This is a genomic window from Actinomadura sp. J1-007, from assembly GCF_009793335.1.
GTDB classification, from domain to species: Bacteria; Actinomycetota; Actinomycetes; order Streptosporangiales; family Streptosporangiaceae; genus Spirillospora; species Spirillospora yumaensis.
On the sequence record NZ_WING01000003.1, the window covers coordinates 85879 to 99133 of the forward strand.

A 13255-nucleotide genomic window follows, 5' to 3' on the forward strand; every position below is an offset into this window, starting at 1 on the left:
TCGGCTCCGGAGACGGCACATGACTTACGATGTGGCGATCTGGGAGGGCGAGCGTCCCTCCGACGATGCGATAGCCGGCATTGTCTTCCAGGCGCATATGGTCTTCCAGGCGCATATGGACGTGATGGACCTCAACGACGAACCGCCCACGCCGCGCATCCGCGCCTACGTCCACGCTCTCTTGGCGCGCTGGCCTGAAACCGGGAAAGCCGAAGAGGTTCCCTGGGCGATGAGTCCCCTGATGGACCAGGCCAACGGCCCGATCGCCTACCTCAACATGGTTCACAGCTTGGCCGACGAGGCCTCCGTGTTCGTCGCCGAGCTCGCCCAACAGCACGGCCTCGTCTGTTACGACCCACAGACCGAGAGTCTGCGCCCCTAACCCGCCACCCAGGCCTGTCAGCGGCCGCTGGTGCTTGCGCCGTCGGAGTACACCGAACCAGGGGTGGCTTTGAGACGGGCGGCGAGCAGTGCTGTGCCGGTCAGTGTCAGCACGGGCAGTATTAGCGCGTATTTCAGGCCCACCGTTCCGGCGAGGGCTCCGATCAGCGCCGGGGAGATGAAGAAGCCGGGCATCTGGCCCGCTTCCGAGACCGAGATCCCCTCGGTGGCCGTCACGTTCGGCTGCTGTGCGGCGAACCCGTCGATGATCGGGCTGGTACCCGCGATGCCGATCGCGAACACCGTCAGGCCGGCCATAGCGGCCACCGGCGTGCCGGCGACGATGGCGAGCGCCAGCCCACCCGCCGCGAGGAGGGAGGTCCCCCGTAAGAGCACTCGCCGGTCGACGCGTGCGGTCAGCCTGTCACCGGCCAGCAGAGCCAGGACTCCCGCTACGGACATAACCGCGTAGCAAGCCCCGCCCAACGCCGCCCCCGCCCTGGCTTCGTCCGCGACGTACAGCGCACTCCACTGTGTGCTGACGCTCATGACGAAGCCGGACAGGAACGACAGCAGGGCGATCAGGCGCAGTTGAGGGGTGAGACGATCGCGGATCCGCGTGCGGCGCGTCCCGCGGCGCGCCGGCGGAGGAGGCTCACCCGGCAGCCAGCGCCCAGTGATCAACAGAAGAACCCCCAGAACGGCACCGGTCACGGCGAACTGGATACCCGGCCGCAACCCGATCGCCGCCGCACCGGCCCCCAGACCCGCGCCTGCGAACACCGCGATGCTGAAGCAGGCGTTGAACGAGGCGAGCAGCGGCCTGCCATATCGCCGCTGTACCTCCACGGCCTGTGCGCCCATCGGCGTCGCCATCAACTGGGCACACGAATACCAGCCGAGAAGGGCGGCCACGACGGCCGACAGGGTGGGGGCGAACCCGAGGAACGGAGCGCTCAGCACCACGCCCATGGCTCCGACCAGCGACATCCGGCGGGCGTTCACGCGGCCGACCAGAACGACCACCAGGCCCAGGGCGACGACATCCCCGACCGCGGACACGCTGTTCGCCAGACCCCAACTGGCCTCGCCGGCGCCCACCCGTTCCCTGATCTCCGGAACGCGGGCACCCCAACCGCCGACCATCAGGCCCATGATCACGTACAGCAGGCTCACTGCCAGACGGGCCCGTACCACTGGGGAACTGATCGGTCTCCGCGCACTGATCGCACGGGTCGGTGTCTCGCAGTGCGCCTCGTCCACGGCGATCCCTTCCCGCGTACGGCCTGCCGGATCCAGGGATTAACACGGGCCTCAGCGGCCCGTCCAACCGCCGCAGACCGGGGCCGCGACGGATAGGGCCAGCCGATCTAGTGCGGGGAGGGCTGGCGGTTCGGCAGCGCCCGGCTGCGACCGCGCGGGCGGGGGCGAGGGAGCGGGCGGGGGCGGACAATATGGCCGACCCGGCAGTCCCCTCAGGCGCATCGCGGTTGGTCGGCTGGGAGATTGTCGGCGGGGTTGGGAGGTACGGGGCCGTTCGAGTGCGTCTTCGCTTGGCCCGGGGCGGGGCGGGCTCAGGTGGTGAGGGGCGCGGGGAGGGGCTGGGCATGGACGATGTCGAGGCGTGACACTGCTCGGGTGAGCACCACGTAGAGGCGGTTGGCGCCGCGCGGCTCTGCGGTGACGATCCCGGCGGGTTCCGCGACGATCACGTGGTCGTACTCCAGGCCCTTCGCGACGCTCGCGGGGACCAGTGACAGCCGGGCCTCGCCGGCCGGCTCCCCCGGATCGAGCCCTGCCGCGCGGAGCGCCGTTTCGAGCGGCCCGATCGTGTCGTCGGCGGCGATCACGCCGACCGCGCCGTCGCGCGCGAGGGCGTCACGGGCGGCGGCGACCACTTCCTCTGCGAGGACGGTCGCCTTGCGGTAACTGACTTCGCCGTCGTCGCGCATGGACCGGCCGGGCGGCACGTCGGCGTCCAGTGCGGAAAGGACCCGGTTGGCCAGGGCGAGGACGGCACCCGGCACCCGGAACCCCTCGGCCAGGGGAACGATCCGCGCCTTCGGCACGCCCAGGTGCGTGAGCTGTTCGGTCCAGCCGCGCGCGGCCCACGGTGTGGTGCCCTGCGCCAGGTCGCCGAGGACGGTCATGGACCCGCGCCCGGTTCGCCGGGCGATCACCCGGCACTCCATCGGCGACAGGTCCTGAGCCTCGTCGACGATGACGTGTCCCGCGCCGCGATCAGGTTCGATGAGGCCGGCGGCCTCGTCCACGAGCACCGCGTCCGCCGCCGTCCAGCGCGCTGACCTGGCGGAACGGCGACGGTTCCAACGGATCGCCGCTTGTTCCGCCGTCGTGAGGACGCCGTCCGCCGCTCGCGCGAGCCCTTGCCCGTCGCCGAGCAGAGCCGCGACGAGATCCTCTGGCTTGACGCGTGGCCAGACCCGATCGAGGAAGGCGCTCACGGGGGCGCTTCGGCCCAGCTTGCGCTGCCACGCCCCGTTCACTGGACGGCCGCGGCGTTCCGCCTGCCGCTGCACAAGCGCGACGACGCGGGCCCGCACGCGCTCGCGTCCGGTCCCGTAGGGAACCTGTTCGCTGCGAACGTCGGTGACGATCGCACACAGTTCCTCGGTCGAGATCCGCCAGCGATAGGCGCCATCCGGTACGACGAGTGTTTCCTCAGGGGCGACCACTCCGGCGTACAGCGCCCGGTGGAGCACGTCCGCCATCCGTGCGTCGTGCTTGACGAGCGCCGCGGCCTCCGTGTCCTCGGCTCGGACGGGTGTGCGCGAGAGGAGCCCGTTCAGGGTGGTCTGTTCCACGTCTGTCTCGCCGAGAGCCGGGAGAACGGCGGCGATGTAGCGCAGGAACGCCGGGTTGGGCCCGACGATGAGCACACCGCTGCGTTCCAGCCGCTTGCGGTGGTTGTAGAGGAGGAACGCGGCGCGGTGCAGACCGACGGCGGTCTTGCCCGTGCCCGGCGCGCCCTGGATGCAGATCGACTCATCGAGGTCCGCTCGGACGAGTTCGTCCTGCTCCGGCTGGATCGTGGCGACGATGTCGCGCATCGGCCCCTGCCGAGGACGCGCGACCTCCGCGTGCACGATGCCGCTGCGCCGATGATGCTCGCCGCCGTCGAGCCGTTCGTCCTCGAACCCGGTGAGCACCGCAGGACCGCTGAGGTCCCAGCCGAACCTGCGACGCAGCGCCACACCCTGCGGCTCCCCCGGGCTCGCCTGGTAGAACGCCCTCGCCACCGGCGCACGCCAGTCGAGGACGAGCGGCGGACGCTCCGGACCGCCCGGAACGTGCCGCCGCCCGATGTAGTACCGGCGGCCTGCATGGCCCGCGTCACCGGTGGCGGCGTCTGGGCTGAAGTCGAGCCGTCCGAAGAAGGGCGGCCCGTCCGGCTCCTCCGCGAGCCGTTTGAGGTTGCTCTTCAGCAGACGGCCCAGGGATTCGAGCGCGTACCGGTCCGCGCCCGCCCCTTGGCCGATCTCTACCTGGTGACGGGCCGCTTCCACCATGCGTTCGAGCCCGTCGCGTGCGGCGGCTGCATGCGCGCGCTCCGCCTCCAGCCCGTCGTCGGTCACTGAAGCCTCCTGGTTCGAGGTTGCTTAACTCGGTCAATGTATATACTGAGTCAAATAGCTTACCGAGTTTCAAGACTGCTAAGTTGGGCGCATGACGGGCGAGCCGGGGCTGCGCGAGCGCAAGCGGATGCGTACTCATCAGGCGATCTCGGACGCGGCGATCGCGCTCTTCCTGGAACGCGGTTTCGAACGGGTGCCCGTGGCGGACATCGCCGCGGCCGCCGAGGTCTCCAAGCCGACGCTGTTCAAGTACTTCGCCACCAAGGAGGATCTGGTCCTGCACCGGATCACCGACCACCGGGGCGAGTACGCCAGGGTCGTCCGGGCCGCGCCCGCCGACCCGCCGCTGGTGGCCCTGCGCCGCCACTTCACCGACGGCCTCGCGCGGCGCGATGCCGTCACCGGGCTCAACGACCACCCTCAGGTGCTCGGCTACCACCGGATGGTCTTCTCCACGCCGAGCCTGCTGGCCCGCCTGTCCCAGCACGCCGACGCCGAGCAGGAGGCCCTGGCCGCCGCTCTCCCCGAACATCCCGGCGCCGACCTCGACGACCTGACCGCCAGGCTGGCCGCAGCCCAGATCGTCGCGGTGATCCGCGTCCTGGCGCGCGACAACTGGCGGCGGCTGGACGAGGGACTGAGCGCCGACGCCGCCCACCCCGCCGCGCTGGCCGCCGCCCACCGTGCCTTCGACATCCTGGACGCCACCTGGGCCGCAGCGGTTGATCCACCTGGGACGGCGTAAACCGCGACGCCACGGGCCCAACCGGGACGCCCCCGTTCGCTCCGACTTCTTCTCCGAATTCGGAGGCTGGCAGGAGTCGGTGGCGCTAAGAGCGACCTTGGGAAAGGTGTTCCGTTAAGGGCTCGCGTCAGAGCGCTCGGACCAGGGCACTTGCGGTGGAACGGCTGGACTGTGCAGCATCATCCGCAAGCGACGACGGGGTGGCCGCCATGCCTCTTGAGGGCGAGTACGGGCCGAGTCCGGCTCAGTGGATACGCGAACAGGTCGAGCTGTACGAGAGTTCCGGCGGCACGCGGGGAACGACGCTTTGGGACACGGGCCTTCCCGTCGTCATTCTCACGACGCGCGGTGCGCGGAGCGGCAGGATTCGTAAGATTCCGCTGATGCGCGTGGAGTACGAGGGACGGTATGCGGCCGTGGCGTCGAAGGGCGGCTTTCCGCGTCATCCGGACTGGTATTTCAACGTCAGGTCCGACCCGCACGTGGAACTCCAGGACGGTGCCGTACGCCAGGACATGACGGCCCGTGAGGTATCCGGGGACGAAAGGGCCGAGTGGTGGGAGCGCGCGGTCGCCGCGTATCCGGCGTACGCGGAATACCAGGAGGCGACCGACCGCCTGATCCCCGTCTTCGTGCTGGAGCCGTGCGCGCGGTAGGGCCGGTGGCGGAGAGGATGTTCCGTGCCCTGGTGGGGGCTTCAGTCGGTATGGGCTAGCGGCTCGGAGGCGGCGTCCAGTGCATCGAGTACTGCGTCGCCGTTCGCCATCGCCCACTCGGTCAGCATGTGGATCGGGTCGATCAGCGTCTCCCCGAGCGGGGTGAGTTCGTACTCGACGCGGGGCGGCGCCTCGGCGTAGGCGTGGCGGCGGACGAGTCCGTGCGCCTCAAGCCGTCGGAGCGTCTGGGTGAGCATCTTGCGGGAGATGCCGCCGATCAACTCGATCAGTTCGCCGTGGCGCACCGGGCCCTTGCTGAGGCCGTAGAGCACGACCACCGTCCACTTCTCGGCGATCAACTCGACCGCCAGACGCCCCGGGCAGTCGGCGAGAAAGGGGTCCCCCGGACCGAAACCGCTCATGACGCCAAGGTACCTCCGGGTTCCTATCGGAAAAATAGCCTGGTCCTCTCCCCCATCAGAACCAGGAGAGTCATGCGAATCATCACCCAGCAGACGGTCGGCGGTCCCGAGGTGCTCACCATCGCGGACGCGCCCGAGCCCCGGCCGCTCCCGACCGAGGTCCTGGTACGCGTCAAGGCGATCGGGCTGAACCCGCTGGAGGCGCGCCTGCGCGCCGGCGAGTTCCCGCTGATCGGCCGGCCGCCGTTCGTCCTCGGTTGGGACATCAGCGGCGTGGTCGAGGCGCCGCAGACGTGGCGGTTCAGGGCCGGCGACGAGGTGTTCGGGATGCCGCTGTTCCCCCGGGCGGCGAACGCGTACGCCGAGGTCGTGTCGGCGCCGGCGCTGCACCTGGCACGCAAGCCCGCGTCGCTCTCGCACGCCGAGGCGGCGGCGCTGCCGGTCGTCGGGCTGACGGCGTGGCAGGGCCTGGTCGACCTCGGCGGCGTGTCCAAGGGCGACCGTGTGCTGGTCCACGGCGGTGGCGGCGGGGTCGGCCACGTCGCGATCCAGCTCGCGAAAGCGCTCGGTGCGTACGTGATCGCGACCGCCGGCGGGAGCAAGCGCGAGTTCGTTGAGGGGCTCGGCGCCGACGAGGTGATCGATTACACGGCGGTCGACTTCAGCGAGGCGGTCCGCGACATCGACGTCGTGCTCGACACGCTCGGCGGCGGCACCGTCGAACGGTCGCTCGGAGTGCTACGCCCAGGCGGCCACCTGGTGACGGCGGTCGCCGAGGGAGACTCCGAGCTCATCGCCAAGTACGAGGCGGCCGGTATGCGTTTCAGCGGCATCGCGGTCGACCCCGATCCCGTCGCCCTGCGAGGTCTCGTCGAACTCGTCGAAAAGGGCAAGCTCCAAGTCCACGTGCAGGAAACGTTCCCGTTCGACCGTGTCGCCGACGCGCACCGGATGCTGGACGCCGGCCACCTCCAGGGCAAACTCGTCCTCACCGTCTGATCCCATCGTGGAGCCCGAGTGAGCGAGGCCCTCACCGACGAACGGCCGGTAGCCGCCGACTGGGTCGTCCCGGCGAGAGTCGTCCCCCGGGGAGACAGCGGACGTTAGTCAGCGGTAGCTGCTGACCCGGATATGGCCCGGCAGTGGATGCACTTTCGTGCGCGAACCCATGGAAACTGCGCGCTATGCAGGTTCTGCTGTGTCCGCTGGTTCGGGACGGTCGGAGCGGGTTATGACGGAACGGGTCATGGCCCTCGCGCTGCCGAGGTAGGCGGCGGGGTCGCACAGCTCGCGTATCCGCTGTTCACCGAGGCTCGCGACGATGTCCCGGTGCTCCAGCAGCGCATCGACGAGCGGGGTCGAGTTCTCCGCGGCCTGGGCGCATACCGCGTAGACGAGGTGATGGGCGCGCTGACGGCCGAGTTGAGGCGCGAGGGCCATCATGACGGCCTCGGCCATGATGAGCCCTCCCGTCGCGTCGACGTTGGAACGCATGCGCCCGGTGTCGATCCGCAGGCCGGACACGGCGTGCACGGCTTGGGCGAGAGAAGAGGACAGGAGGAGGAACGTCTCCGGGACGACGGCCCATTCGATGTGCCAGGGGCCCGTGGCGCGCTCGAAGTCCTGGAGCGCCGCGTCCAGCATGGCCGAGGACCTTTCCCGGAGAAGCCCGGCAGCGGCGATCATGAGCTCGCTGGAGATGGGGTTGCGCTTCTGGGGCATGGTGGAGCTGGCGCCCCGCCCGGGGGCGTAGGGCTCCGCCGCCTCCGCGATCTCGGTCGAGCACATGAGGGCGAGGTCCGTGCCGATCTTGCCGACGGACGCGCCGATCGCGGCGAGGAGTCCGACGATCGAGGCGAGGCCGTCGCGTGCGACGTGCCAGGTGATCTCCGGATCCCGCAGGCCCAGCTCCGCGGCGAGCTCGGCGCGCACGCGCAGCCCCTCGGGGCCGGGACCGAGGGAGGCCAGGGTGCCGGCGGCGCCGCCGAACTGCACCATGAGGTCGCGTCGTCGCACCTCGGCGAGGCGTTCGGCGTGCCGGTCCAGCGCGGAGAGCCAGACCGCGGCACGGTAGCCGAAGGTGATGGGCAGGGCGTGCTGGAGGTGGGTCCGTCCGGCGGTGACGGTGTCGATGTGCGCGGCGGCCAGCCGGCGCAGCCGTTCGCGGAGTTCGTCGAGTGCGTCGCTGATCAGGGACAGTCCGTCGGCGCACTGCACCATGGTCGCCGTGTCCATGATGTCCTGGGTGGTGGCGCCCCAGTGCAGGTATCCGCCGTCGTCGCCGCACTGCTCGGAGAGCTGGGTGACGAGGGGAAGGATCGGGTATCCGACGTTGTCGGCCTCGCGGCGCAGCCGTTCACGGTCGAGCCGCTGGGGGTCGCAGGCCGCGGCGATGGCGTCCGCGGCGCTTCGGGGATGACTCCGACGCGGGCCTGTGCCCGCGCCAGGGCCACCTCGACGCGGGTCACCGTCTCCAGGTACGTGTCATCGCTGAAGACGGCCCGCATCCGGGGCGTTCCGAACATGTCGCGGAACAGCGCGGAGTCGAAGACGGTGCTGCTCATCGGCTGTGCTCCGGTTCCGCGCGGTCCTCGGCGGCGCCGGTCCCCCGCGTGGTAGGCGCCATGTCGATGGCGAGGTACTTCTGCTCCAGGTACTCGTCGATGCCGGTGTTGCCGCCTTCCCGGCCGATGCCGGACTGCTTCATGCCGCCGAACGGGGCGCTGGGATCGGACACGTAGCCGCGGTTGAGGCCGACCATGCCGGTCTCCAGCCGCTCGCTCATGCGCAGGGCCCGGTTCACGTCCCGGGTGTAGAGGTAGCCGACGAGGCCGAACTCGGTGTCGTTGGCCGCGCGGAGCGCCTCGTCCTCGGTGGTGAAGGTCTGGATCGCCGCGACCGGGCCGAAGATCTCCTCGCGGGTGATCCGCGTGTCGGAGGGGACGCCGGTGAGCACGGTGGGGGGATAGAAGTAGCCGGGGCCGTCCGGCAGCACCGCTCCCGTCCGCACCCGGGCGCCGGCGGCGATCGCGTCGCCGACCAGGCCGGCGACGCGGCGGCGCTGGCGCTCGTCGATCAGCGGTCCGAGGTCGGTGGCCGGGTCGGTGCCCGGACCGAGGGTGAGCGCCTCCATGCGCGCGGTCAGCCTCCGGGTGAACTCCTCGGCGACACCGGCGTGGACGTGGAAGCGGTTGGCGGCGATGCACGCCTCTCCGATGTTGCGCAGCTTGGCGGTCATCGCGCCGTCGACCGCGGCATCGAGGTCGGCGTCCTCGCACACGATGAACGGTGCGTTGCCGCCGAGCTCCATCGAGGTGCGCAGCACGGTGCCGGCCGCCTGCGCGAGCAGGAGGCGCCCGACGGGGGTGGATCCGGTGAAGGACAGTTTGCGCAGCCTGCCGTCCCGGAGGAGAGGTTCGGTGACCGCGGCGGCCCGGGTGGTGGGGACGACGTTGAGCACACCGTCGGGCAGGCCGGCCTCGGCGAGCACGCCGGCGAGCGCCGCCGTCGTGAGCGGCGTCTGCGGGGCGGGCTTGACGACCATGGTGCAGCCGGCCGCCACGGCAGGCCCGATCTTGCGGGCCGGCATCGCCAGCGGCGCGTTCCACGGGGTGATCAGCAGGCAGGGCCCCACCGGCTGGCGGGTGACCAGGACGCGGGCGGTGCCGTCCTCGCTGACCTTCCAGGTGCCGTCGATCCGCACCGCCTCCTCGCCGAACCAGCGCAGGTAGCCGGCGCCGTAGCGGACCTCCGCCCGGGACTCGTCCAGGGACTTGCCCATCTCCGCGGTGATCAGCAGCGCGAACTCCTCGACGCGCTCCAGCAGGAGGTCGTGGGCGCGGCGCAGGATCTCGGCCCGGCGACGGGGAGGGACCGCCGCCCACTCGGCCTGGGCCGCGTGCGCGGCGTCGAGGGCGGCCGCCGCGTCGGCCGGCGTGGCGTCGGCCACCTCGCACAGCGGCCGGCCCGTGGCCGGATCGTGCACCGCGAACGTGGCGTCGTCCGCCGCGGGCCGCCACCGACCGGCGATGAGCAGCCCCTTCTCCACACGGCCGATGACGTCGTCCGGCGTGATCGTCTTCATGGAACCCTTCCTTCTGCGGTGCGCCGTCTGGCTGGTTCACCGGTGGCGCACGAAGGGCGGACCTCGTACGGGTGAACGGACCGCCCTTCGTGCGCCGCGTGGTGCGTCAGCGCAGCGCGGCGATCATGTCCTCGGCCAGTCGGGCGCTGGAGGCGGGGTTCTGGCCGGTGAAGAGGTTGCCGTCGATGATGTTGTGCTGCTGGTAGGCCGCCCCTTCGACGTGGACCCCGCCCAGTTCCCGCAGGCGGGAGGCGAGCAGCCACGGAGCGCCCTCGGCCGTGCCGAACATCCGCTCCTCCTCGTCGGTGAACGCCGTCATCCTGCGGCCGGCGAAGAGCCAGCCGCCGTCCTCGTCCCTGGCGCTCAGCAGCGCGGCCGGCCCGTGGCAGACCGCGCCGATGGGCTTGCCGTCCTTGTCCGCCTTCGCCAGCAGACGGCCCAGGTCGGCGTCCTGGAAGAGGTCGACGACCGGGCCGTGGCCGCCGGGCAGCACCACCGCGGCGTAGTCGTCGATGTCGATCTCGTCGAGCTTCAGCAGCGGGCCGAACTCCTTCAGCGCGTTCTGGGCGTGCGCCACGTGGCGACCGCACTCCTCCCCCGCGACCTCCGGGTCGGCGCTGTGCTCGTCCAGCGGCTGAAGCACTCCGCCCGGAGAAGCGAAGTCGACCGTGTAATCGGCCTCCACGAACTTCTCGTGCGGAGCGGCCAGTTCCTCCGCCCAGTAACCCGTCGGGTACTTCGATCCGTCGGTGCGCTCCCACACGTCGGCAGCCGACATGACGATTAGAACCTTGCCCTTACTCATACGAGTTCCTTCCCCATGGAAAACCGTCCGGAGCAAGCGGCGGCTTACTCCGGGAAAACCGTTGGTCCGGCATTACGCGATTGCGGCAGAGGACATAAGCGCGCCCCTGTCACTCGCCCTGAGGCCGTACATCCAGCATGGCTCTCCCCCGGCCCTCACGGACGCCCCTAGCAGGCCCTACGCGACAGCGGACGCGGAAGACTAGGACTGAGAGAGCCACGCGGGAATCACCCACGTCCGCGATACTGCTTGGCATGGCCAGAAACAACCGTGAGCTGGGGAACTTCCTGCGGAAAGCCCGCGGTCAAGTGGATCCCGAGCAGGCCGGCCTTCCGCCGGACAGCCGTCCACGGCGCGTTCCGGGCCTGCGCCGTGAAGAGGTCGCCCGCCTGGCCGGAGTATCGACCGACTATTACGCCCGGCTGGAGCAAGGACGCCCGGTCTCCCCTTCACCCGGTGTCGTGGACGCGCTCTGCCGCGCCCTGGGCCTCGACGAGGCGGGGCGCGCTTACCTGCACACCCTCGTCGGAGTGACGGACGCGCCGTCGCGGCGTCGCAACCGAAGCGTCCAGAGACTCCGCCCCGGTCTCCGCCAGTTCATCGACGCGCTCAACGGCGAACCGGTGCTGGTCCTCGGCCGCCGCAGCGACGTCCTGGGGGCAACCGGATGGCCAAGGCGCTGTTCACCGACTTCGACCAGATGCCCGTCCGCCACCGCAACTACGCGCGCTGGATGTTCCTCAGCGAGGAACCCCAGTCCTTGTTCGTCGACTGGGAGGACCAGGCACGGGCCGCGGTGGAGAGCCTGCGTCTGGAGGCGGGACGGGACCCGGACGATCAGGTCACGAACGAGCTCATCGCAGAGCTGCGCGAAAAGAGCGCCGAATTCGATCACTGGTGGGAGAAGCACCGGGTCCACCAGCGCACGCACGGCTCCAAACGCCTCCACCACACCCTGGTCGGTGAGCTGACGGTGCAGTACGAGACGTTGGTCCCGCCGGGAGACCCCGACACGACCCTCTTCGTCTACACCGCGGAGCCCGGCTCGTCGTCCAGGCAGGCACTCGACCTCCTGGCCATGTGGACCCTCACCGGCGCCGGAACACCCCAGCCCGGCTCAGCACAAGAACACGACTGACATAGAACGGCTCGTCACGGAGGAAGGGCCTGGGACCGATGGAGCCGAACGATCTCGTATGGCACGACGCGATCGGCCTCGCGAACCTGATCTCAGCGGGCACGGTGAGCGCCGTCGAGGTGGTGGCCGCCCATCTCGACCGGATCGAGGCGGTCGCAGACCGAGTGAACGCCTTCGTGACCGTTCTCGGTGAGCAGGCTCTGCACGCCGCGGCGCGACCGGCCCGCGGCCCGCTCAGCGGAGTCCCCTTCACGGTCAAGGACTCCTTCGACACCGCCGGGGCGCCCACCACCTGGGGGTCGAGGCTCTTCGCCGACCGGGTGCCCGAAACCGATGCCACCCCGGTGGCCCGCCTCCGGCAGGCCGGCGGCATCCTGCTGGCCAAGACGAACCTGCCGGAGATGTCCTACTGGACCGAGACGGACAACCGCCTGACCGGCAGGTCCCTGAACCCGTACGACCCGCAGCGCACTCCCGGGGGCTCCAGCGGCGGCGAGTCGGCGGCCATCGCGAGCGGCCTCTCGCCCCTCGGCATCGGGAGCGACGTCGCCATCTCCGTGCGCGGGCCCGCCGCCGACACAGGGATCGCCTCGATCAAACCCACCCACGGCCGGGTGCCGATGACCGGCCACTTTCCCACCGTGCCGCGCCGCTGGTGGCACGCCGGCCCGATGGCCCGCAGCGTGCGCGACCTGCGCTTGGCGCTCTCCCTCATGGAAGGGCCCGACGGCAGCGACCCCTACGCCGTGGCGCTGCCCACCGCGGGCCGCACCCGCGCCAGGCATCGGCTGCGCATCGGCTGGACCACCGCGGCGTTCGGCCCGGTCAGTCAACAGGTCGCCGCCACGGTCGCCGCGGCGGCCACGGCCCTGACCGAGCTCGGGCACGACGTCCGAGAGGCCGAGCTTCCATGGCTCGCCGAGCGAGACTGCACCCTGCTGTCGGCGACGCTGTTCCCCGCAGAGGTACGGCCCGCCCTGCGCACCGTCACCTCTGGCCGCGAGGCGGAGGTGCACCCGGTCATCGCGGCCACGCTGGAGTCCGCCGAGGTCCCGCTGGCCGACTACATCGCCGCCGAACACGAAGTGGAGCGACTGCGCACGCGATTCGCCGCATGGTTCGCCGACCACGACGTCCTGCTGTGCCCCGTGACGCCCGTTCCCGCGCCGCCTCACGGCCGCAGCCGCCTCGACGTGGACGGTGTCTCCCTGCCGGCCCGCGCGGTGATGCGCGCGACCGTACCGTTCAACCTGACCGGCCTGCCCGCCGTCGCGCTCCCGTTCGGCGCCACGCACGACGGCCTGCCTCTCGGCGTCCAGCTGGTCAGCCGATGGTGGGCCGAGTCCCTCCTCCTCGACCTCGCGGAACGCCTGGAGGAGGTCAGCCCCGTCCGTGGCCACCGACCCGCCTTCTGAGCCAGGGTCCACC

12 protein-coding genes and 1 pseudogene are annotated in these 13255 nt (G+C 70.8%); 7 read left to right on the forward strand and 6 right to left on the reverse strand.

The window, feature by feature from the left end:
* Window positions 1-19: 19 nt before the first annotated feature.
* Window positions 20-382 carry a hypothetical protein gene (locus GEV43_RS41710; protein WP_160826213.1) on the forward strand — a complete coding sequence of 121 codons (363 nt, stop codon included), beginning with the start codon at window positions 20-22 and terminating at the stop codon, window positions 380-382.
* A gap of 17 nt (window positions 383-399) precedes the next feature.
* On the opposite strand, the gene GEV43_RS41715 is transcribed toward GEV43_RS41710, so the two are convergent.
* Together GEV43_RS41715 and GEV43_RS41720 are read right to left on the reverse strand one after the other, a co-directional pair.
* The gene (locus GEV43_RS41715; RefSeq protein ID WP_160826214.1) at window positions 400-1557 is read right to left on the reverse strand and encodes an MFS transporter; all 1158 of its coding nucleotides are present in this window, start codon (window positions 1555-1557) and stop codon (window positions 400-402) included.
* Between the two features lie 398 nt (window positions 1558-1955).
* Window positions 1956-3977 (reverse strand): AAA family ATPase, encoded by a 2022-nt coding sequence (locus tag GEV43_RS41720; RefSeq protein ID WP_309240265.1) that lies wholly within the window; start codon window positions 3975-3977, stop codon window positions 1956-1958.
* Between the two features lie 91 nt (window positions 3978-4068).
* On the opposite strand from GEV43_RS41720, the gene GEV43_RS41725 reads away from it, so the two are divergent.
* Together GEV43_RS41725 and GEV43_RS41730 are read left to right on the forward strand one after the other, a co-directional pair.
* Window positions 4069-4722, forward strand: a complete 654-nt coding sequence (locus tag GEV43_RS41725) for a TetR/AcrR family transcriptional regulator (protein ID WP_160826215.1) — start codon at window positions 4069-4071, stop codon at window positions 4720-4722.
* A 209-nt stretch (window positions 4723-4931) separates the two neighbouring features.
* Window positions 4932-5378, forward strand: coding sequence for a nitroreductase family deazaflavin-dependent oxidoreductase (locus tag GEV43_RS41730; RefSeq protein WP_160826969.1), 447 nt, complete (start codon window positions 4932-4934; stop codon window positions 5376-5378).
* 41 nt (window positions 5379-5419) lie between these two features.
* Here the strand turns inward: GEV43_RS41730 and GEV43_RS41735 are convergent, their stop codons facing one another.
* Entirely contained in the window at window positions 5420-5800 is a 381-nt protein-coding gene (locus GEV43_RS41735; protein ID WP_160826216.1) for a helix-turn-helix domain-containing protein, read from the reverse strand.
* 72 nt (window positions 5801-5872) lie between these two features.
* Here GEV43_RS41735 and GEV43_RS41740 point away from each other — a divergent pair, with 72 nt between their 5' ends.
* Window positions 5873-6799, forward strand: coding sequence for an NADP-dependent oxidoreductase (locus GEV43_RS41740; protein WP_160826217.1), 927 nt, complete (start codon window positions 5873-5875; stop codon window positions 6797-6799).
* Between the two features lie 183 nt (window positions 6800-6982).
* On the opposite strand, the gene GEV43_RS41745 is transcribed toward GEV43_RS41740, so the two are convergent.
* The 3 genes from GEV43_RS41745 to GEV43_RS41755 all read right to left on the reverse strand — a co-directional run bounded on the left by GEV43_RS41745 (window position 6983) and on the right by GEV43_RS41755 (window position 10689).
* The gene (locus GEV43_RS41745; RefSeq protein ID WP_309240362.1) at window positions 6983-8194 is read right to left on the reverse strand and encodes an adenylosuccinate lyase family protein; all 1212 of its coding nucleotides are present in this window, start codon (window positions 8192-8194) and stop codon (window positions 6983-6985) included.
* 166 nt (window positions 8195-8360) lie between these two features.
* Window positions 8361-9884, reverse strand: coding sequence for an NAD-dependent succinate-semialdehyde dehydrogenase (locus GEV43_RS41750; RefSeq protein WP_160826218.1), 1524 nt, complete (start codon window positions 9882-9884; stop codon window positions 8361-8363).
* A gap of 106 nt (window positions 9885-9990) precedes the next feature.
* Window positions 9991-10689: a type 1 glutamine amidotransferase domain-containing protein gene (locus GEV43_RS41755; RefSeq protein ID WP_160826219.1), complete on the reverse strand. Its 699-nt coding sequence runs from the start codon at window positions 10687-10689 to the stop codon at window positions 9991-9993.
* A gap of 254 nt (window positions 10690-10943) precedes the next feature.
* Between GEV43_RS41755 and GEV43_RS52615 the strand changes: the two are divergent.
* The 3 genes and pseudogenes from GEV43_RS52615 to GEV43_RS41765 all read left to right on the forward strand — a co-directional run.
* Window positions 10944-11144, forward strand: a pseudogene (locus GEV43_RS52615) (helix-turn-helix domain-containing protein); the annotation flags it as partial.
* 212 nt (window positions 11145-11356) lie between these two features.
* Window positions 11357-11827 (forward strand): hypothetical protein, encoded by a 471-nt coding sequence (locus GEV43_RS52620; protein ID WP_241684462.1) that lies wholly within the window; start codon window positions 11357-11359, stop codon window positions 11825-11827.
* Between the two features lie 38 nt (window positions 11828-11865).
* Window positions 11866-13242 carry an amidase gene (locus GEV43_RS41765; RefSeq protein WP_160826220.1) on the forward strand — a complete coding sequence of 459 codons (1377 nt, stop codon included), beginning with the start codon at window positions 11866-11868 and terminating at the stop codon, window positions 13240-13242.
* The last annotated feature ends 13 nt before the right edge of the window (window positions 13243-13255 follow it).